The 21,638-nt window shown below is 51.6% G+C and carries 17 protein-coding genes; 7 read left to right on the top strand and 10 right to left on the bottom strand.

What is annotated here, in order from left to right; translation table 11 throughout:
• Window positions 1-83 precede the first annotated feature (83 nt).
• The 4 genes from FHT67_RS00960 (at window position 84) to FHT67_RS00945 (ending at window position 5,475) form a co-directional block, all read left to right on the top strand.
• Window positions 84-1,067 carry a substrate-binding domain-containing protein gene (locus FHT67_RS00960; RefSeq protein WP_167194863.1) on the top strand — a complete coding sequence of 328 codons (984 nt, stop codon included), beginning with the start codon at window positions 84-86 and terminating at the stop codon, window positions 1,065-1,067.
• The gene (locus FHT67_RS00955) at window positions 1,064-2,533 is read left to right on the top strand and encodes a sensor histidine kinase (protein ID WP_132303168.1); all 1,470 of its coding nucleotides are present in this window, start codon (window positions 1,064-1,066) and stop codon (window positions 2,531-2,533) included. The genes FHT67_RS00960 and FHT67_RS00955 overlap by 4 nt, the downstream gene beginning before the upstream one ends.
• Window positions 2,508-3,851 carry a response regulator gene (locus FHT67_RS00950; RefSeq protein WP_132303167.1) on the top strand — a complete coding sequence of 448 codons (1,344 nt, stop codon included), beginning with the start codon at window positions 2,508-2,510 and terminating at the stop codon, window positions 3,849-3,851. The genes FHT67_RS00955 and FHT67_RS00950 overlap by 26 nt, the downstream gene beginning before the upstream one ends.
• Window positions 3,852-4,098: 247 nt before the next feature.
• Window positions 4,099-5,475, top strand: a complete 1,377-nt coding sequence (locus FHT67_RS00945; RefSeq protein ID WP_167194860.1) for a sugar porter family MFS transporter — start codon at window positions 4,099-4,101, stop codon at window positions 5,473-5,475.
• A 192-nt stretch (window positions 5,476-5,667) separates the two neighbouring features.
• Here FHT67_RS00945 and FHT67_RS00940 read toward each other — a convergent pair whose 3' ends face one another.
• The 6 genes from FHT67_RS00940 to FHT67_RS00915 form a co-directional block, all read right to left on the bottom strand.
• On the bottom strand, window positions 5,668-7,074 hold the full coding sequence (locus tag FHT67_RS00940; protein ID WP_167194858.1) for a glycoside hydrolase family 32 protein: 1,407 nt from the start codon (window positions 7,072-7,074) through the stop codon (window positions 5,668-5,670).
• Between the two features lie 204 nt (window positions 7,075-7,278).
• Window positions 7,279-8,724, bottom strand: coding sequence for an ABC transporter substrate-binding protein (locus FHT67_RS00935; protein WP_132303164.1), 1,446 nt, complete (start codon window positions 8,722-8,724; stop codon window positions 7,279-7,281).
• A 115-nt stretch (window positions 8,725-8,839) separates the two neighbouring features.
• Window positions 8,840-9,712: a carbohydrate ABC transporter permease gene (locus FHT67_RS00930; RefSeq protein ID WP_132303163.1), complete on the bottom strand. Its 873-nt coding sequence runs from the start codon at window positions 9,710-9,712 to the stop codon at window positions 8,840-8,842.
• Entirely contained in the window at window positions 9,709-10,635 is a 927-nt protein-coding gene (locus FHT67_RS00925; protein WP_015842957.1) for a carbohydrate ABC transporter permease, read from the bottom strand. Before FHT67_RS00925 ends, FHT67_RS00930 begins: the two co-directional genes overlap by 4 nt.
• 97 nt (window positions 10,636-10,732) lie before the next feature.
• Window positions 10,733-12,067, bottom strand: coding sequence for a response regulator (locus FHT67_RS00920; protein WP_167194855.1), 1,335 nt, complete (start codon window positions 12,065-12,067; stop codon window positions 10,733-10,735).
• A complete protein-coding gene (locus tag FHT67_RS00915) occupies window positions 12,060-13,865 on the bottom strand; it encodes a cache domain-containing sensor histidine kinase (protein WP_132303161.1) in 1,806 nt (601 codons plus the stop codon). Before FHT67_RS00915 ends, FHT67_RS00920 begins: the two co-directional genes overlap by 8 nt.
• 435 nt (window positions 13,866-14,300) lie before the next feature.
• On the opposite strand from FHT67_RS00915, the gene FHT67_RS00910 reads away from it, so the two are divergent.
• Window positions 14,301-14,900, top strand: coding sequence for a DJ-1/PfpI family protein (locus FHT67_RS00910; protein ID WP_167194852.1), 600 nt, complete (start codon window positions 14,301-14,303; stop codon window positions 14,898-14,900).
• 71 nt (window positions 14,901-14,971) lie between these two features.
• Here FHT67_RS00910 and FHT67_RS00905 read toward each other — a convergent pair whose 3' ends face one another.
• Window positions 14,972-15,808, bottom strand: a complete 837-nt coding sequence (locus tag FHT67_RS00905) for an AraC family transcriptional regulator (RefSeq protein ID WP_167194849.1) — start codon at window positions 15,806-15,808, stop codon at window positions 14,972-14,974.
• A 142-nt stretch (window positions 15,809-15,950) separates the two neighbouring features.
• Here FHT67_RS00905 and FHT67_RS00900 point away from each other — a divergent pair, with 142 nt between their 5' ends.
• Both FHT67_RS00900 and FHT67_RS00895 read left to right on the top strand, forming a co-directional pair.
• Entirely contained in the window at window positions 15,951-16,466 is a 516-nt protein-coding gene (locus FHT67_RS00900) for a hypothetical protein (protein WP_167194846.1), read from the top strand.
• Window positions 16,467-16,502: 36 nt separating this feature from the next.
• Window positions 16,503-17,693, top strand: coding sequence for an MFS transporter (locus FHT67_RS00895; protein WP_167194843.1), 1,191 nt, complete (start codon window positions 16,503-16,505; stop codon window positions 17,691-17,693).
• 109 nt (window positions 17,694-17,802) lie between these two features.
• Here FHT67_RS00895 and FHT67_RS00890 read toward each other — a convergent pair whose 3' ends face one another.
• From FHT67_RS00890 to FHT67_RS00880, 3 genes are all read right to left on the bottom strand, one after another.
• Window positions 17,803-18,510: a DNA alkylation repair protein gene (locus tag FHT67_RS00890; protein WP_167194840.1), complete on the bottom strand. Its 708-nt coding sequence runs from the start codon at window positions 18,508-18,510 to the stop codon at window positions 17,803-17,805.
• Window positions 18,511-18,695: 185 nt separating this feature from the next.
• Complete coding sequence (locus tag FHT67_RS00885; RefSeq protein WP_167194837.1) at window positions 18,696-19,820, bottom strand: NADH-dependent flavin oxidoreductase; 1,125 nt, start codon at window positions 19,818-19,820, stop codon at window positions 18,696-18,698.
• A gap of 211 nt (window positions 19,821-20,031) precedes the next feature.
• Window positions 20,032-21,597: a glycoside hydrolase family 43 protein gene (locus FHT67_RS00880; protein ID WP_132303153.1), complete on the bottom strand. Its 1,566-nt coding sequence runs from the start codon at window positions 21,595-21,597 to the stop codon at window positions 20,032-20,034.
• Window positions 21,598-21,638 lie beyond the last annotated feature (41 nt).

The following is a 21,638-nucleotide window of genomic DNA, read 5'->3' as shown; positions in this document are numbered from 1 at the left end:
GAAATTAGATTAATTTTGGGTTTAAAGACCATTCATGTATAATGTGGCTATTATTCCGACACCGAGGAGAGCTTGAAAGCCATATGGCCAACCGAAGAAGATGGAACGTCGGCGTCCTTCTATTACTTATTATTTTTGCATATGTACTGGTCCAGTTTTATTGGTCTACCGAACGGATCAGGGGACTCGTAACCCCGCTGGAGGCAAGCGATCAGGTTCATCCCAAACGGCAGATTGCCCTCATCTCGCAGGAGCTGGACAATCCGTTCTGGCGGTCCGTCGAGCAGGGAGCGCAGAAAGCGGCCGGTGAATACCGGATGGAGCTGCAATATATGGGGCCGTTCCGCATTAACGCGGAGGAGCAGATGAAGCTGCTGGAGAAGGCCATTGCCTCGAAGATGGACGGGATTATTTTGCAGGGGATCGGAACCTCGCAGGACAAAGCGTTAATCGAAAAAGCCAGCCGGCTTGGCATTCCGGTCATTACCGTCGACACGGACGAACCCGGCAGTAAGCGACTCGCTTATGTCGGCACCAATAACGCCTTAGCCGGCCAAGAGATGGGCCGTCTGATTGCGGAAGGCGGTCGGAAGGAACCCCGCGGCGCAATAGGCGTTCTAGTAGGCAGCAAGGAAGCGGCCAACCAGCGGCTCCGACTGGAAGGATTCCAATCGGTCATTCATTCTTACAAGGGGCTGTCTATCGCCGATGTCCGCTCATCGAATATTTCCCGGCTTCAAGCCGCGCAGCAGGCGGAGCAAATGCTGAAGGACCATCCGGAGATCAATTACATGGTCGGCTTCAGCTCCCTTGACGGAATCGGCATAGCGGAAGCCGTTGCCCGCGTAAAGCCCGGGGGGGTCGCGGTCTTTGCTTTCGATGACCTGGAGGATACGCTGATCGCTATTAAGAAGAAGCAGATCGAAGCTTCGATTGTTCAGCAGCCCTCCCAAATGGGCTATGAAGCGATGTCGCTGCTCAATCAATATTTTCAGGGAAAAGACGTCTCATCCAAGCAGTACACTCCAATCTCCGTCGTTACGGAGAAGGAGGTTGCCGCCCCATGACCCTCCGCAAAAAGCTGCTGCTCTTTATTCCGCTGCTGGTGCTCCTGACCAACGGCGTCACGTTCTTCCTGTTCGAGAGCTCCAAAACGGTACAGCACAGCTATAATACGATGATGGACCGCATGCTGCTGTATACCCAATCGGCCCAAACGGCCGATGCGAATGTGCAGGCCTTGTACGCGTATCTGCTTAATCCCGAGGACAACAGCCGGACTTCGCTTCTGGAGCAGCAAGCGGAGCTGACGCAAATCAGCGGGCAGTTGGATAAACAGCGGACGGAATCCGACATCGCCGGCGTGCTGGAGGGTTATGTTCATATGCTTCAGACGCTGGCGGAGCAGGTACAGTCGGCCGAAAAGTCTGCCGCTCCGGACGAGGCACTTGGTTACTATGAGGACACGGAGCGGACGGGCTCTTTCATAAGAGAGGAAGAGCGCCGTCTCATTGATCTGGAGCTAAGCGCATATGAGCCCGTATACCGGAGCATCCAATTGGAAATCGTACGAATGGACTGGCTGGGGCCAGCCGTATTTATAATCAATACGCTGCTAAGTATCGTTGTTGCGTTATGGATCTCAAGAAGCATTACGGAGCCGGTAGACCGTCTCGTGTTAACGGCGCGGCATCTGGCCAAAGGGCAGCTGGATGCGGCTTATCTCCCCGAACGCTCGAATGACGAGCTTGGTATCCTATCGGAAGCGTTCCGCCACATGATTAAGGATTTGACTGAGTTGATGGGTCGGGACAAAGAACGTTTGGAATCGGAGCGTCTGGTGAAAGAACTCGAGCTTCAGGCTCTGCAAAGCCAGATCAACCCGCATTTTTTGTTCAATACGCTAAATGTGCTGTCCAAGCTGGCGCTGCTTGAAGGGGCCGACCGGACAAGCGACCTTATTGTGTCGATGTCCAAGCTGATCCGTTATAACTTAAGCCAATTGGACCGCCCGGTTACGCTTGGCGACGAGCTTAAGCATGTCCGGGAATATTTCACGATTCAACAAGCCCGGTTCCGCAACCGCGTAGAAATTAGCCAGCAGATCGACGAATCCGCACTTAACATGCTCATTCCCGCTCTGACGATACAACCTCTGGTGGAGAACGCATTCGTACACGGCGTGGAGCGTTTGGAGTCCGGCGGAAGAATTCAGCTTACTATCGAGCGGTCCGGCGATAGGGTTAGAATAGTTATTAAGGACAACGGAGCCGGAATGAAGACGGAGGAACGCGACGCGCTTCTTGCCTTGCAAGAGCCCGCAAATCCCGCTCCGGCGAAGAAAAACTCCATGGGCTTTGGCACGCGGAATGTGATTAAGCGGCTGAGGCTCTTCTATAACCGGCAGGATGTTGTTAATATCGAAAGCGAGCCAGGACGGGGAACCTCGGTTATTCTCCTCCTGCCTAACGAAGCGGATGTTGAGCAGAAAGGAGGACCGGAGCACGATGTACCGTCTATTGATCGCCGATGACGAAGCGCTGGAACGCGAAGGGCTGGAGCATCTGATTCACCGCATGCTGCCGGACATGTTCCAGATCGCGTTTGCCGATAATGGCCGGAGAGCCATTGAACAGGCGGAGGAATTCCGCCCCCATATCATTATGATGGATATTAATATGCCCGGTATTCAAGGTCTGCAAGCCATAAGGGAAATTAAATCGCGGCTCCCGGATACCAAGTTTATACTGGTAACGGCTTATGACTTTTTTGCCTATGCCAAAGAAGCGGTGTCGCTTGGCGTAAAGGAATATATCGTCAAGCCTGCCGGACGCGAGCAAATCTCTTCGACCTTGAACCTGCTCATTGAAGAGCTGGAGCGCGACAAATCCAAGCGGAACGAAGAGCTTCTTCTGCGGGACAAGGTATCCCAGCTGCAGCCGCTGGTGGAAAACGAGCTGTCACTCCTGCTCATGGTGGATCAGGTATTGGGCGCGGATGAGGAGAAGCTATCCGACTGGCTGAGCTTCCCGCTTGATGAGGGCTGTGCGGTTGTTGTCGCCTTCCCGAAGCAGATTTATACGCTGGACAAGAAAAAGCTGTACGAAACGTTCCGCAGCTTTACCAAGACCTATGGGGTGTCTTGCATTGTCAGCTCCTTAATCGACCTGCATATGGCTGTTTTCATACGGGTTGACGCGGAGGAGCGTTCCTGGAAAAGCGGCATCAAGCCGTTCGGCGAGAAGCTGTGCAGGCTGGCCGAGCGCCAATTCGAGCTGCCGATTACCGTTGGAATCGGGTCGGTGCAATCCGGCGCCGACGGCTGGCGCAAATCGTATTTCGAGGCCGTATTCGCTTCCGACGTTGACCGGCATGCTGGCGAGGTCCGCGATTTCGAGGAGTTGGTGAAGGGGGCGGCCGCATTACCCGCCGATCCCTTTACTGCGGGTGATGGCTCCGGTCCGGAGGATCAGCGCTCCTATGTCATTTCCGCCCTGCAGCGAATCCGGGAGCAGCGGGAGCAGCAGACGATTAACGTGATGGATAAGGCCAAGCACTATATCGGGCAGCATTTTACGGAGGAATTATCACTCGAGGAAACCGCCGAGCATGTCCATCTGAACCCCCACTACTTCAGCAAAGTGTTCAAGCAGCAGGCAGGAGCCACGTTTATCGATTATTTGACGGGGCTGCGGATCGAGAAGGCCAAGCAGCTGATCTCGTCCGCCGACGAGCTGGCTTTGAAGGAAGTATGCTTCGAGGTGGGTTATAAAGACCCGAATTATTTCAGCCGGGTGTTCAAGAGGGTAACCGGTCTTACCCCGACCGAATACCGCAGTCAAGCAAAATGATCAGGATATACAGGGAGTTCATGCCAGAGAGGCATGGACTTTTTTGTTTTGGCAAACTAATAAAATGCTACTCGTTTCAAGCTCTCTCCAATGTACCCGGTCAAGCAGCTATTCCATGCTGGAACAACACAAATAAGTGCAGACGAATGACCGCTAATCCCCTTCAGTCCGGTGATATAATGAAACTCGTTTCAATAAACGCAACCATTTATTCAAGCAGTCACATGATGGAAGGGGAATAAATAAAGTGAGCAGCTTAACTGCAAATGTGAGCGGCAAAAGCATGAAGTTTGTTACGCTCGTTTCGATGATTGCCGCCCTCGGCGGATTATTATTCGGCTTCGATACCGCTGTCGTATCGGGAGCAATCGGATTTATGCAAGACCGATTTGACTTAAACGAGGTGGAAGTCGGCTGGGCCGTATCCTCGCTTATTATCGGATGCGTGGTTGGCGCGGGATTCTCCGGTGTACTGAGCGACCGTTTCGGCCGCAAAAAAGCACTTATCGCGGCAGCAGCCCTGTTCATTATCGGTTCGATTGGCTCCGCGATTCCGGATACGTTCTCGATGTATATCATCGCCCGCATGATCGGCGGTCTTGGCATCGGGATTACGTCCACGCTCTGCCCGCTGTACAACGCGGAGATTGCTCCTGCGAAATACCGCGGCCGTCTCGTTGCCTTGAACCAATTCGCGACGGTTACGGGGATTTTCCTTGTTTACTTCGTCAACTCGGGTATCGCCGGCTATGGCGACGATGCTTGGGATATTGCGAACGCGTGGCGCTGGATGTTTGGCGTAGGCGTTGTGCCAGGCGTTATTTTCTTCGTTCTGCTCTTCCTTGTGCCGGAAAGCCCAAGATGGCTGATCAAGCAAGGCCGGCCGGAGCAAGCGCTCAATATCCTTCTTCGCATCCACGGCGAGGAAGATGCAAAGCAAGAGGTTCTCGATATTAAAGCCTCTTTCGCTGAAGAAAAAGGCAGCTCTCTCAAAGAGATTTTCCGCCCTGGCATCCGCCTTGCGCTCATCGTTGGCGTCGTGCTCGCCGTTCTTCAGCAAGTAACCGGCATTAATGCGGTCATGTATTACGCGCCGGAAATTTTCAAGTCGATGGGCTCCGGGACGGACTCTTCGCTGCTTCAAACCATCTTGATTGGTTTCGTTAACTTCCTGTTTACCATTCTTGCAATCTGGCTGATCGATAAAGTCGGCCGAAAAATTTTGCTGCTTGTTGGTTCGTCTGTCATGACGGTCTGTCTGGCGGTTATCGGGATTGCGTTCCATACCGGCCATACCACCGGCTCGCTTGTCCTGATCTTTATCCTGATCTACGTTGCGGCCTTCGCCGTATCGCTTGGACCCGTCGTATGGGTCGTCCTTAGCGAGATCTTCCCGAACCGCGTCCGCGGCCGGGCTACCGCAATCGCATCGATGGCGCTGTGGGTTGCCGACTACGTCGTATCGCAGTCGTTCCCGCCCATGCTGGAATCCGCAGGGCCAGCCGTTACGTTCTGGATCTTTGGCGTCATGTCGCTGATTACGTTCCTGTTTACGATGCGCGTTGTACCGGAGACGAAAGGCAAGTCGCTCGAGGAAATCGAGGCGTCCTGGAACGGGAAATAAGACTTTAAGTTATCGCTCCGTGGACGGGGTATCTCCTTCTGTCGCTGTTGCCATGAATCCATTTTATTATGTAAATTTCACAAGTGGCAAAGGCGAACGCTTCGCTCCTCGGGAGATACCCCTTTCCTCAACCGATTACCTTTTTAAAATAAGCAAAAAGCTGGGCGATTGATTTCGCCCAGCTTTTTTAATTTAGCTTTCAAATTTGATTTCCGCAGCCTTCATCTCCCAAATCTGAAGGCTTGCGGCTATGCCTTCACCGCTGTCCGTTCGGAGCTGGATGCCGTTACTGTCTTCCAGAGTCGGATAAACTCTTGCCGTCAGGCAGGTCTCGTCATCCGCGAACACTTCGATAATCGATTGGTCTGCGAATACACGCAGCTTGATTGGATCCGCGCCATCTGCAGATGGCAGATCACCCTGGACCGGCGTTTTATGCACTTTTGGAAGCAGGCTTGAATTCGACCGGTCGATCGTAATCGTATTGGAGGCCAGATCCAGGCGTACGTCCGTATGCTCCTTGCCGCAGGCGGAAGCGAATACGGAAATGGTAAGAGCCGTTGCATCGATCGACTTCCTGTCGATTTCGAGCAGGCATTCGAAGGATCTCGATTGTACTCCCGTTCGGACTGGCGTTTGTCCGACTTTTAGATCTTTAAAGCTGTAATTCTCGCCTCTCAGCGACTCCACCTCTGGCACGGGGATCATGGAAAGCGCACCGCTTGCCTTCAGATCTACGACACGGGGCAGCGCCAGCGCCCCGGCCCAATCCAGGTTCTCGGGAAACTCTTCGCCCCTGCTGCCTTCCGGAATCCAGCCATGCACAATGCGGCGGCCGTTCTCGTCCACGAATCCGGTAGAAGCGTAATAGCCCTCCCAGCCGCCATGGTCGACAGTACCGTGCTTTTGCACGTCGATAAGCTTATCTCCGCTGATGGTACCGGAGAGATAACGGACGGGACCGCTTGGGGAATAGAACAATACCGCTTTATCGCCGAAACGGAACAAATGCGGACATTCCCAGATCCATTCTTCACCCTTATAAAAAATATCTTTGAAGCTCCACTTCTCCAATTCCTCGGAGTGATAGATAAAAGCGCAGCCTTTTTCCTCATGGATGCCGCCAAGGATCATTCTCCACCCGTCTTCCGCCTTCCAGACATAAGGGTCCCGCCAGTCACGAATCTCAAGGTCTCCGTGCAGATCCAAGCTAAGAACCGGGTTAATATCCGGTTTATGCCAAGTGCGTAAATCCGTCGAGCGGGCTATCCACTGCTGCGCTCCTGTAGCCGCATTTCGATCCCCTTCGCCAATGCTTGTATAGAACAACTTCACTTCACCGTCATGTGCAACCGAACAGCCGGAGAAGCAGTGGGCCTCGCCAAGCTCATACGATGGAGCCATTCCAATAGGCAGATGCGTCCAATTCACCAGGTCCGTGCTTGTGGCATGCCCCCAATGAATGTCGCCCCACTCGGGCTTTGACGGGTTATGCTGGTAAAACAAATGGTATTCGCCGTTTAACTGAAACGGCCCGTTTGGGTCATTCATCCAGTTGCGAGGTGCCGTAAAATGATACCTAGGCCTGTAACGATCCATGTTATCTCTCCTATCTAATTGGCTGACAGCTCATACGTTCACAATCACAATATAAACGATATATTGAATATGTCAATATTTTGATAGGTGTTTTTTATCATTTCAATTAACGAGGAGAATCCGTAATAAAAAAACGGCCGTGCAGATTCAAATTCATCTGCACGGCCGCTTATTAGGTTAAATCGAGGAGATACTCCCGTCCGTTTAAGGCTTGATTGCGTCGTAATACTTCGTTTGCATTTCTTTCGCTGCCGCGTCGAGCTGAGCTTGCGTGTCGGTACCTTTTTTCGAGAATACTTCTTGCAAGACGTTCGTCATAGAGCCGTAGTATTCTTGCGTGTTGTACTGAGCCTCAGGCTTGCCGTCGAGCAAAGCATTGGACTCCGCGTTGTATTTGTATACGTTGTCGTACTTGTCGAAGATCGCTTGAACTTTTTTGCCATACTCCGAATCCGGGCTGAAGTAGTTGATGTGCGGCGGAATGAAGTATTTGCCTTCCGTTTTGCGAGCTTGAATGTCTTTTTCGATCGAAGTCAGATAGTCGTCCGTGAAGTAGTCGAACGTGATGTAACGGAACGCCATTTCCTGCTCGTCTTTTGTAGCGTTAGGGTTGATAACGAGATAGTCGCCGCCCAAAACGCCCGTATGTTTGCCGCCTTTTTCGGCTGCCGGCATTGGATAAGTCAGCACGTCTTCGATCTTCATGCCGCCTTGGTTCAGCGCTTGCTCCAGTACGCCTTCCGCGCCGGCGATAACCATTGCCGTGCGTCCTTGACCAAACGCGCCTACGGCGTCGCCCCAGCCAAGAGCCCAGTCTTTCGGAATAACGTCTGCATCCCATCTCAGCTTGTTGTAGAAATCGAGAGCTTTCTTGCCGGCTTCGGAGTTGAACGTTGCCGTTACCTTGCCGTCTGCTACGTTCTGGATTTCTCCGCCTGCTTCGAAAAGGAAGTTGGTCCAGTTCCAGCCTGCTTCGTTGCCTTTGCCCATTGGAGCGATACCCGCGATCCCTTTCTTCGCATCGGCAACGCCTTTAGCCGTATTCACCATGTCGTCCCAAGTCCAGTCGTACGAAGGTACGGCTACGCCTTTGTCATCCAGCATTTTTTTGTTCACAACCGTCGTCGTTACATAACCTTTTTGGGCGATACCGTATACTTTCCCGTCAATGATGAACTGGTTTTGAAGGACCGGGTTGATTTGATCCTTGAACTCGTAGCTGTTGTACAGATCCGTAATGTCGGCTGCCCAGCCTTTTTCAACGAGAAACTTCGCTTCGGTTGCGTAAGTGTTGAAGAAGGTTGGCGCTTCGTTGGCAGCCATTTTGATGCCGATTTCGTTAGGTGCGTAATGCCAGTCGCTCTTCACGATCTCGACGTTAGGATACACCTTGTTGAAGCGTGCGATCTTGTCGTCTTCCAGCTTGCGGTTTTCCACCTGGTCAGGAAGCGGATAATAAATGCTGATTTTAATTTTCTTTTGCGTAATATCTTCGGATGGTTGCGGAGTGGCCGTTGCCGTGTTTGTGCTTGCATTTGCGCTTTCAGCCGGCTTGTTGCCGTTGTTCGACGTATTATTGTTGCCGCCGCACGCAGCAAGAGTCGAACAAAGTAATACCGCAGCTACTGTCGTAAAGACGCTCTTTCTCATTGTAACTCCCCTTCTCGAGTTCGTTTATTTGTTACACCCTCATCATAGTGGAGAGGGATAGGCGCCTGCGAGGTGTATTCCTATTCCGATCATGTGCACGATTACGATTTGAATACTATCCTTTCACGCCGCCCAGATGCAATCCGCGCATGATGTACTTCTGGAAGATCAGGAACACGACGATTGGCGGAAGCATAACCATGGTCAGAATCGCAAACCGGATATTAAGCGCCAGCCCTTTGGCGTTAATCACGTATTTGTAGATCGCCGTCGCCAGCGGATAATGGCTGTCGTTATGCATGATGAGCGATGGCCAGAACCAGTCGTTCCAGGAAGACGAGAAGATAAAGATCGCAAGCGTCGAGAATATCGGCACCGACAGCGGCAGCGCAATCTGCGCGAAGCTTCTCCAGTCCGAAGCGCCGTCAATACGCGCCGCTTCGAAGATTTCGTAATGGATCTCGTCGAAGAAGTTTTTCAGAAGCAGCAGGAAGAAGGCATTTGCGCCTGCCGGCAGCCAGAAGGCCGCAAACGAGTTCATGAGGCCCAGGTCCTTCAGGTTCACGAAGTTCGGAATGATGTACGTGGTTGGCGGAATAAACAAGGTCATCATAAAAAAGAAATAGACCGCTTTGCGCTTAGGCACGTTCAGCCTCGACAAGCTGAAGGATGCAAGGCCAAGAACGCCTACGGTAATGACCAGATTGCCTCCGAAAATATAAAGCGTGTTTCTTAGAAACTCCGGAAGATCGATAAACTTCCAGCCTTTGTTAAAGTTGTCGAAATGCCATTCGCTTGGCAGGAACCTCGGCGGGAAGGAGTTGACCTCCACGTTGGTTTTGAGGCCGTTAAAGAACGTCGTCAGAATCGGATAAATCATCGAACAGGACATGACGACCAGTACAAGCACCATAATCGAGTAGCCGATCAAGATCGGTTTCTTCTTCAGGTCAAACGAAGAGAGTATCCCTCTGTCCATCTGTTTCATCGTACGTCTCCCTCCTTGCCTTGAAGCCTGTATTGAACGATGGCGAGCAAGCCCAGCACGATAAACATCAGAACGCCAAGCGCGGCCGCAACCCCGTAATTTTGCTGGTTAAAGGCGTATTTTACAATGAGCAGCGCGTAAGTCAACGTCGCATTGTTAGGTCCGCCGTCCAGCATCGCAAGCTGGGATTGGTACCCTTGCGAGGTGCCGATCAGCTGCAGAATGAGAAGCAGGCCAAGCAGGCCTTTAATCGAAGGCAGCGTGATATGACGGATTCGGTTCCATACGCCAGCCCCGTCGATTTCCGCCGCTTCGTACCAGTCGCGCGGAATGCTGAGCACGGCGGCCAAATAGATGAGCATCGCCGAACCGAACTGCTGCCATGATTCCATAATGACGAGGGAGATCATCGACCATTTGGTATCCGTCATAAACGATACCGGTTCATCCGCGCCAAACCAACCTGTTATCACCCCGTTGATCGGTCCGACAGGATCGTAGAACCAGCGCCACAATCCGTACAAAACGACTACCGGAATAATATTCGGCAGATAAGCGGCTACGCGGACAACGCCTTGGAACCGGCGAAGCTCGGAGATCGCGATGGCGAATACAATCGGAATCCAGAAGCCGATCACAAGACAGAGGAACATATAATAAACGGTGTTTTTCACCGCCGTCCAGGCGTCTTTATCGTGAAGCGCGACTTTATAGTTGTCGAATCCGACGAAGCTGTTTCCTTTTACAAAGTCAATGTGGTAAAAGCTGTAGATGAATCCTTTGAAGATCGGGACCCATAGAAACAAGATAAAAATAATAAAGGCGGGAAGCAGGAACAATAGTCCCCAGAAATGCTTCCTCAAAAATACGGCAAACCGGCCTTTACGCTCGAGAGGCGCGTTTGCGACAGCGTGTTGCTCCATACAAGTCTCCCTCTTTTCTTTAACAATCCTCTTTCCTTATTGTAAAAAAAGGAGCCTCTCGAGGTAATGTGCGTATCCAAGGCAATGATGAGTAATTCTACTTCTTTAGCTCGCTTGGACTCATGCCGTAATATTTTTTGAAAATTTTGCTGAAATGCTCCGGCGATTCGTAACCAACCTTCTCCGAAATCTCGTAACGTCTCATGTCCGTATGAAGAAGGAGCCGCTTGCTCTCCTCCATCCGCAGCTTAACGACATATTCCCACAGGTTATAGCCGGTCTCCTTCTTGAAGAGGTAGCTGAGGTAGTTCGGGCTGACATGGTTGTTCTGCGCGACTTCATGCAGGGTTAAGCCCTTCTGCGCGAAATTCCGGTTGATGTACTCCATCGCTTTCTCGACAATCAGGCTGGTCTGGGCTGTGAACTCTTCCTCGGTTGGACGCTGGGAATATTGGTTCCAATTGAAATCCCCGTAATAGAACACATAGTGGTCCTTATGACGCTCATTGCAGCTGAGCGCTTTGATGACCTGATCGTGAAGGACGTCAATAAATTCGATCCCCTTCAGGATTTGGCTGATGCCGATTACGCTCGTGATTCCCAGATACTTCTGGATATTGAAGTGCAGGCTGCGGCCAATCATATCCAGCTCGTTCATAATGCCGGAAGAAGCCGTCTCCCCGTACAACGTCTCATTCCATTGCAACACAATATTGATTTCCCGATCCGAAGCATAAAAGGCTGTATGATTCCAATGCTCGTCAAAGAGCTCATTTACGATATTAAGCGCGGCATAACGGAGCAGCCTCTCATCCGTCTTCGTTAACTCGCGGTTACGGTCCGTCAGATGAAGCCGGATGCGGATCATGGAGAAATAAGGCCCCTCCAGCCGGATCCCGTGCTTCTCCTTCAATATTCGGACGATGTCCTGCACCTTAAGCGCTGTCTGACTGTTTACGAGCTGATTAAGCCAATCCACGGATTGCGGATTCAGCTCATCCATATGGAAATGCTCCTGCATGCCCGCAATCAGTTTTCCCTGTTCGGCAGGCTCGGGTTTATGCAGCTTAAGTAAAACGTTGCGCACGGAATCCAGAAACTGTTCGTTGTTCAGCGGCTTGATTAAATAGTCCTTAGCCCCGAGACGGATCGCCATCTGGGCATAATGAAACGTCTCGTGGGCCGAAATAATAATCGTCTGCACCCACGGCTTAATTAACTTCGCCTGCTGCATCAGCTCGATACCGTTCATCGTTCCCATCTGAATGTCGGTAACAAGCAGATCAATATCGTCGGTCCGAAGGACGTCGAGCGCCTCGTAACCGTTATGAGCCATATGAATGGCGGAAATATCAATGCCGGAAGAAGCCAGTACGCTGCTTAGACCTTTGCAAATAAGCGGTTCGTCATCCACCACCAGTATGTTATACATCGCCTAGTTCCTTCCTTTCGCCGGCGGCCGGAAGCTGGATCGTAACGATCGTTCCGCCGCCGTTTCTTTTTTTGTACTGAATGCCATAAACATTTCCGAAATGCAGCTGAAGCCGCTGATGTATGTTTTTAACGCCGTATCCGGAAGAGGATTGTGCCGCCGGCTCGTTCAATAGAGACTCAATCGCTTTATGATCCACCTCTTTATAACCGTTATCCTCCACGCGGATCAGCAGCTTGTCGCCTTCGTATTCCGCGTTAATATGAATCTCGCCGTCTTCCCCCATGTTCTTGACGCCGTGGATGATGGCATTCTCGATCAACGGCTGAAGCGTAACCTTCGGAATGAGATGATTCATCATCTCCTCAGGTACCGCCCAGATGACCCGGAAGTCATAGTCGTAACGCTTCTGCTGCAGCTTCACGTAAGCAGCCGCATGCTCCAGCTCCTCCGCCAGCGTAATCAACTCCCGGCCGCGGCTTAAGCTGATCTTCATCAGCTTCGACAGCTCCTTGATCATTTCCGCGGATTCGGAGTTGCCTTCGAGCGAGCTTTTCCAATAAATGCTTTCAAGCGTGTTGTAGAGAAGATGAGGATTAATCTGCTGATACAAAATTTGAAGCTGGCTTTCCCGCTGCTTGATCTCCATCTGGTATTTGTCATGAATAAGTCCATTGAGCCGGCGGGCCATATCATACAAAGCTCCAATCAATACTCCCACCTCGTCGTTTCTGCCTTTGCCAGGCGTCTCCGGCACTCTCTTGCCAGGCTCGTAACGGCGGACAAACGTTGCCAGTCTTTGCAACGGCGTCATTAACGAACGCCAGAAATAGAAAATGACGATACAGCCGAACAGGATGTACGCCACCGATATCAGCTGAATAACCCGCTTCACTTCATTTTGCTGCTGAAGGAGCGATTTGATCGGAATCTTGTAGATAAGCCGCTGCTGCAGCAGCTCGTTGTCACTGGCCATATAGATGTATTCCGAGGTCATAATCGGCTTGCTAAGGCTTTCCGCCTCGCCGGAAGCGGTTACAGGAAGTTCAACCGTGGAACCCATGGTCCTCGGACTCGTGGAGGCTAGAATATAATTTTGCTTATCCGTGAAAAAGATTTCTCCGCCGGGCAAGGAGACCGACTGCATCGATTCGGCAAGCTTCTTATCCATGTTGGTTGCGATCAGCACGCCGATGACGCTATGCCCTTGACTAACCGTATTCACCGCCCGGATATAAGCCAGAGTGCGCTTCTTGACGAGCATGTCGTTATTTTCGATAATCTCCATAAAGCCTTGACCCTTCAGCCCTACCGCCTTATCGAACCATTTCGGCTTATTGGCGTCGGAGAAGAAATAAACGCCGCTTTGAATCATCTGAACCTTAGGCGCGAAAAAATAATAGTTGTTCGGATCGTAGATATACAGGCTGTAATAAACAGCCTCCCCGCCGTTTAAGGCGGTTGAATAGCCTGCCAGCAAAGCGTCCATTTTCTCGTATTTGCGGACGCGTTCAATGACGGTTTCATCGTCATCGGGTACAAGCTGCTGAGCAGTCGGGTTCTGGATAATCGTCGTTGTGATTTTGTTGACGGTATCGATATCCCGGTCGATCAGCGTATGGTTCTGTTTGTTCAATTCAGCATAGGCATTCGTCACGTGGCGTTTGAGTATCTGTTCGGCCTCCGAATTTCCGTAGCTGTGAAGAATGAATATCGGGCTGACCATAAGCAGGAACAATAACAGCAGCTGCTGCTTCACGCTTAGCTTGGTCATTGGATTGGAAAAGCCCGTTCTCATGATGACGCACCCCCAGCTTCCTTCCTTTAAATATAGCAAATATGTAATACAGCGGTATGGCTATTCTTATTTATTGTATAGGTAATTTCACGCACTTCAAGCGTTGATTCTAGTAGAAACGACCGATTTTTCGAGATTGAAAAAGGAAAATATTGACTGACGCAAAGGGGGAGGGCATAATAGCTGTGTGTTCAGAATTGCTTCACCATTCTTTAAGCCCATGCTTTCGAAGTAAGAATTGCTTCACAATTCTTTTAAGCCCATGCTTTCGAAGTAAGAATTGCTTCACAATTCTTTTAAGCCCATGCTTTCGAAGTAAGAATTGCTTCACAATTCTTTAAGCCCATGCTTTCGAAGTAAGAATTGCTTCACAATTCTTTAAGCCCATGCTTTCGAAGTAAGAATTGCTTCACAATTCTTTTAAGGAGTGATCCTATGTCGAACAAAGTGCTTATTGTAACCGGCGATGCCGCGGAAGTTTTGGAAGTGTATTATCCTTATTACCGGCTGCTGGAGGAAGGCTACGAGGCTGTTATCGCTTCCCCGACGCAAAAAACCTTACATACCGTCTGTCACGATTTTATCGAGGGCTGGGATACGTATACGGAAAAGCCCGCTCATCAGCTGCAGTCCCATTTGGGCTTCGCCGATGTAGACCCGTCCGAATACGCTGCGATTATTATTCCCGGGGGAAGAGCGCCGGAATATATTCGCGGCAACACGGAGCTGCCCCGCATTCTGCAGCATTTTATCGATGCCGACAAACCGATTGGCGCGATCTGCCACGGTGCGCAGGTATTCCTGTCGCTGCCTGATTACAGCTACTTTAATGGCCGCACCATGACGGCCTATAACGCTTCGCGTCTGGAAGTCGAGCGCCTTGGCGCTTGCTATGCGGACGAAACGCTTCATGTGGACGGCAAGCTTGTAACCGGCCATGCTTGGCCGGATCTTCCCGGCTTTATGCGCGAGTTTCTGAAGCTTGTCCGCGAGGATGCCGCAACGGCAGCAGGAGCGGAAGCCTTGACTTCATAATTTAAAAATTGCGCAAGCGGCAGCTTAATGGCTAATAACCACAAGCTGCCGCTTTTTGATTGAAAGGTCTTTTAACGTGGAAACAGATTCTGCTGATTGCTTTCCCGGAACCGGTTGGGAGAGAGCCCCGTCACCCGGCGGAAAATAATCGAGAAATAATTCGGATTGTCGTAGCCCAGAAGCTTTGCCACCTCCCATACCTTCATCTCCGTCGTGACGAGCAGTCTGGTCGCCTCACCGATCCGGCGGTGAATGGCGTAGTTAATCGGGGAGATCCGATAATGATCCTTAAAGACGTGAGAAATATAGTACGGATTGACGTGAAATTGCCGACCCAAATCCTTGAGACTTATATTTTGCGTAAAATTCCTGTCGATATAATCCTTGATCTGCTCGGCTAGTCCGGTATTGGATTCCTGCTTGATATGCTGTTGATTCCTCACCGCTCTTCTAAGGAGCAGAATAACGGAATTAATCAAATAACGGCTGATCCCCTCGTATCCTTCCTCCTTGATGGAGGATTCATCGACGATCATTTTCATCAAGGCCTCAATTTCCGAGAATACGCGGCTGGACCGAATCACGGGCTCGACATCCGGCGGAATAACCCAATCCTCGGCCGGGCTTGCCTTGGGCAGCGAGAATCCGCAGTAATAGGTGATTAACGGATTGCCCGTTGATGACTGTTCTTCGTGCAGTACCCCTTTATTGTAGACCAGAATGTCCCCCCCGCTTACGTTATACGATTGTCCTCCAATCGTAAACATCCCTTGGCCGCCGCATACAACGATAATTTCGTGTAAATCATCATGCTTGTGGCTTGGAAAATTCCAGTTGGGCGCATCGCTTACTTTTCCGGCATACAGCAGGTGACTTTGTATTTCCTCTCCGGCGGCGCATGCCTTCATCTACTCCCTCTTTCCCAATATCCTTTGTCTATACAGCAAGATATATCACATTGCAAACATATCCGGCAAGATGCTTCATTGCCGCTGCTTAAGCCTTCCATTAAGCTTTGACTGTAGAGAGCAAGCCAAAAGAGGTGATATCATGCGCGAGATGGAATGCTGGGAGCAGCATGGCTTTGCGTTATTTCCGAGAGCGGTGACGCACTTTTATGCGCTGCGTTACCTTCTATGGGTGAAGGAGCTTCCCGTAGATCAGCCTTACGACATTCACCATCAATATTTATGGGATATACGTATGTATGAGCCTGTCTATCAGGCCTTTAGCGAAATACTCGGTACAACCGAACTTTGGGCGCATCTCTGCCCTGGCGAGCCCGCTCCCGTCAAAGGCGGGATATGCCTCCAGCAATCGGTTCAAGTTCCGGTCAACCATTGGAGCATTGCAAATATCGGCGATTTATTTATATATAACGCGAAAGCCTGCAGCGTGGATCTGGACGGCCTGCCGGATTACAGCTGGCTTCCGATCTCCTACTTTCCGGCAGTCCCCGATAATCGGTCCATGCTGAAGGAGCGGCTGCGAAGCTGGACGGCTAGCCGGAATCAAGCTTATCTGTCCACAAGGGGCAATAAGCTTCTTGGCTCCGAGCGTTGGTAGAAGCAATAGAAGCGATAAACCTGGAGGATCTTCAACATGAAAAGAGAAAACCTGCTTATTTTTACCTTTACCTTGCTGGCCTTTATCCTGGGCACGACCGAATATGTCATCGTTGGTTTGCTTACGCCCATTGCGAGCAGCCTTGGCGTCTCCGTTGCGCAGACCGGCATTATGGTCTCCGGCTTTGCGATTGCTTATGCGGCCGGTACGCCTTTTGTCATGATGGCGGCCGGTTACTTTACGAAACGCCGCGCCTTGCTGCTAGGTGCTTCATTGGTCGTTTTGTTCACGATGGGAAGCGCCTTGTCCTTCTCCTATCCCGTATTGTTTCTTACCCGGATGGCAACGGCTGTCTTCTGCGGACTGAGCGTTTCCCTGGCCGTGTCCATCTGCACGGATTATGTGTCGCCTGAGCGAAGAGGGCTGGCCCTCTCCTATATTATTGGCGGCTTCACCATCGCCAACGTGCTTGGCGTCCCGATCGGTACCTTCGTAGGCCTGCACTTCGAATGGCCTGCGGCCTTCTGGCTGGTTGCGGCTTGCGGGATTATCAGCCTCCTGCTTTTGTATCGAATCGTCCCGAAGGATTTGCCCGCCGTTCAAAGCTCGCTCAGAAATCAGTTTCGGTTAATGACAAACCCGAGAGTGCTGCTTGCCTTCTTTATCCCGATAATCGGGGTTGCGGCCATATTCGTCATTTACACTTATATTAATCCGCTTATGCTGGACGTTATGCATATCTCGGAAGAACGAACCAGCACCATCCTGCTTGTCTACGGAGCGGTAACGATCGTCAGCAATATACTTGGCGGCAAAATCGCAAGCGGCACTTATGTCGCGAAGCTGAAAACGCTGTTCCTGGTCCATGCCGTCGTTTACGTCATCTTTGGCTTTACCTTATCGTTCGCGTGGCTTGGCATCGTCAGCCTGATGGCTATTGCGCTTATTTCATTTTCGATCAATGCGGCTTGCCAGCTGTATTTCATCCATCTGACCGAGCAATACGTGCCCGAAGCGAAGGATTTCGCCTCTTCCCTGCTGCCCATCAGCGCCAATATCGGGATTGCGGTCGGCTCCTCGATCGGCGCCTTCGTTACCGGTCATTATGGTTTGCGTTATCTTCCGTGGGCAGCGGCCGTACTCGCCTTGCTTGCTTTTGCCGCTACAGCCTACAGCTACAGTCTCGACCGCTCGGCCAAAAAAGCAGCCCTGCAGGCTGCGGGATAAGCGTAAACGGCTGCGCCGTCCTTAGGAGGGGCAGCCTGCGTTTCGTTAATAAAATAGAAGCACAGTATAGGAAAAAGCTGCGTTCACCGTCCGGTGGCGCAGCTTTTCGCTAGCATATGCAAGTTTTCTTCTTCGTGCCGATCTTTCCTCTAGCTTCCGTCCTGGCGATATAGTCGGAGGCGAGCGGAACTTTGCAGGCGGTATCGCCGACTTCAACTTTTACGGCGCCAATCGCGTCCGCTACGGCTTTTGCTTCCTCCGTCAGGGGTGCGACGTAAGACGCGACGCAAATAACAAACGTATTCATCGTATACCGCACGCGGTTCCGCTCTTCATGAACGGTCTTCTTTATCTGCTCTAGAAGCCCGCGGATTTCCGTCAAATCGAGCTCTTCATCCGGAGCGATCGTCACGTAATTCGCATAGGCGCTCCATCCGGCTACCGCGACCATCTCTTCCGGAGACAACATCCATTCCATGGCAAGCTCACGCGCATAAGGACTCTCCGCCGTTACATTCGCGACCGTATATTCCGCAAGCGAATACCAATAAGCCTGCTTCACCCAATGCCGGAGCATCTCCTTGGGGATTGTTTTCGGATTAACGGTCAGACCTGCCAAATACATGGCATCATGATTGCCGGAATCGTACAGCTTGTACGCCAGCTCCTGATCCTTCTTGACCTCCTTGACCAGCCTCTTCATATCGCCGATCTTCACGCCATAGAAAGGCTCCTTCGCGCCATGCCGCACGTAGGTACTCTTGGTCTGCTCGCTTCCCATTTCCTCTAACGCCTGCAAAACTTCATCAAAGGTCATTTCTTGGCCTCCATTTACAACGGTCATATGCTACGAGTATACTGCTCGGGGCAAGACTTGCGCAAACGAAGTGAAACGGCTATCGCCATCCTAGGCCGGGCGATTTCATTCCGGTGAATTCTTGGAATGACAAAAAGGGCTGACAATCAGCGCATCATGCGCCGCATTGTCAGCCCTCATTTATATTAATCGGTAAATGACAGCCAACCTTCTCTTGCGGTCAGCATGCGCCATAAACCGTCGGGAATTACAAGCCGCTTCTGCGAGCTTAAGCTTAAGCGGGACTGAATCTCATCCTCGCGTCCTTCTTCCACCTTCTGTACCCAATCCGGGTCCGTAAGGAGTACGCGGCCAATCGCGACCAGCGGTATACCCGTTTGCTTGGCTTCAAGAGCATCATCCGCCGAATGAATGGAGCCTACGCCAATAACCGGTACGCGGCCGGCTACTCGCTCCGCGATCCATTCCAGCCTTGTTTTGCTATCATCCGCACCACGCGCCGGCTTGGAACGGAAATCAAACAACGAGACATGAAGATAATCCAAATCCTTCTGCGCAAGCTCATCCAACAGGCGGAACGTATCCTCCATCGTAAGCCCCGGTGTCTCCGCTTCTTCTGGCGAGAACCGGTATCCGACCAGGAACGGCCCTTTGGCATGCTCAGCCACCGCGCGTTTCACCTCATCGACGACGGCAAGCGGGAATGTAAGTCTCCGGTCGATATCTCCGCCCCATTGATCGTTTCTGCGGTTGGAATGCGGAGAATAAAATTGCTGCAGCAGATAAGTGTTTGCGCCGTGAATTTCGACGCCGTCGAAGCCGGCAAGCGCCGCGCGGCGGGTCGTCTCGCCAAAATCGCAGATAATCGATTCAATCTCCTCATGCGTCAGTTCGCGCGGAACAACGTCAGGACTTTCCGCCGCCGCAACGGCGCTAGCGCTGACCACGTCGCCATTAGGCACCAATGCAGGCGGTACCCGGCGGCCGCCGTGGAAAATTTGGAGAACGGCCTTCGCCCCTTTGGCTTTAATCGTCTCCGCAAGACGAGTAAGCCCCGGAATCATGGCATCGCTGTCGCCTGCGAATTCCCCGGGAAATCCTTTACCGTTAGGCGTGACATAGATGCATGCCGTAATAACCAGCCCAGCGCCTTCGGAGCGGCGGGCGTAGTATTCCAGCTCCGCATCCGTTACCGTTCCATCGTCATTCGAGGATGAGTGCGTCATAGGCGCCATTACAATGCGGTTCTTTACTTCCACGCCGCTTGGGAAAGTAAAGGATTCGAATAAAGGTTTGAATTTCTGTTTCAAAAACTCCACTCCTATCGTATTCTCTTTTTCGCGCGCTAACTGTAACAACTTTTGTTACTGTAATAATATTATATACAGTTAGCGAAGTCAAGCAAATAATTGTCATTTTTTACGCTCTTCTATTCTGCCCATAAAAAGGAGCGGCTACAGAAACAAAAAAATAGCGATGGAGAGTCGGAAACTCAGCATCGCTACAGTCCTTATTTGCGTATTAATCACATTCGGGACGATACTCGAAATAATCGTAATAAGCCGGAGCGGAAGGTCCCTCCTCCGTTCCCGCAGCAAACATGCCAAGGCATACGCCTGTAAAAGCTCCATCGGCATCCGGCGTTAAGGCTTCCGCCGGCAAGGCTCCAAGGCTAACCCACTCCGCGGACGCTCCGCCCAAGGTATACAGCAGCTCGTATTCCTTCTCGTCCGTACGGATCGACAGGCGTACGGGAACCTGCTCCTCAATCGGGGTAAAAGCTTCCGTCCCGCTTCCTTGCGCCATCGCCGTTACAAGAATGCCGGTCTGTCCGGCTTTCTTCGTTATGCCTATCGCGCAATAAGACTTGTCGCTCAGCCGAGCGGCAATTCCCGCCTGCTCGCCATCTCTTCCAGGAACAAAGGTCAGGCGGGTCTCGATGCTCATCCGATGATGCTGCTGGCGGCGGCATACGAATACATGGGCTCCACCGTCGCGAAGACCGTTGGCATTGCCGCTTAGTCGAAGGCAGCCTTCCCTCTCCGTTAACGACAGCTCCTCCTGCCCGGGGATCACGCGGTTATACATCCATTCGAGGCCAAGCCCTTCGGAAGAGAACTTGGTGGTCACCGACTTGTCCAAGCCGGACGGGGAGGGTTTGCTCTCCCGGATAGCCGGACCTTCCATAACCATTGATACGTGACCTTCGTTATTGTCTATTATCGGCCAACCGTCTTCGCTCCAGCGAACGGGGGCAAGGAACGTCTCGCGCCCAAGCACGCTGCCCTTGCCGCCTTGCGGCCGGACGCCAAGAAACAGTGCCCACCACCGGCCATTCACGTCGTCAAGCAGCTCAACATGGCCGGTATATTGAATCGGATGATCCTTTAACCCGTTATGCGTCAGAATGGGGTACGGCAGCATTTCGAAAGGTCCGTACGGGGAGGTGCCGCGTCCGATAATCTCCCGGTGCATCGGCCCCGTTCCCCCCGATGCCGTCATCATGTAATACAAGCCGTTTATTTTGTACAAATGCGGTCCTTCGACCCAGGGCCCTTCATCTCCCTCAAATACGACAACCGGCTCCGATAAGGCCTCGCCCGTCAGGATGTCAATTTCGTATTGGATAATATGGGATGTCTCGCCAAAGCCCGCCTGCGCGGATACGTATACTTTGCCGTCATCGTCAAAAAAAAGCGAAGGATCGATATTGCCGTAAGGGATGCGAATCGGATCGGACCATGGCCCTGCCGGGTCCGTTGCGGTTACATAAAAGTTGCCGATCCCGTACACATCCGTTGTAATCATATAAAAGACGCCTTCATGATAACGAAGCGTAGGCGCATAGATGCCTTCCGAGCTGTTGCGGCTTAGCAGATTCACCTGGCTTTCCCTCGTCAATACATGACCAATCTGCTCCCAATGAACCAAGTCCTTGCTGCGAAACACCGGAACGCCCGGAAAATATTCAAAGGTGCTGGTCACCATGTAATAATCCTCGCCAACCCGAACGGCGCTTGGGTCCGGATAAAAGCCCGGCAGTACCGGGTTCCGGTACGTGATTTTGCCTGTTAACGCGCGTGTCATGAATCGATTTGCCCCGCTTCCCGATTAAGATAAGGAACGGA

This window comes from Paenibacillus sp. BK720 (assembly GCF_011761545.1).
Lineage (GTDB): Bacteria > Bacillota > Bacilli > Paenibacillales > Paenibacillaceae > Pristimantibacillus.
The sequence above is the reverse complement of the archived record's forward strand: the minus strand, read 5'-3'. Positions and strand labels throughout refer to the sequence as shown.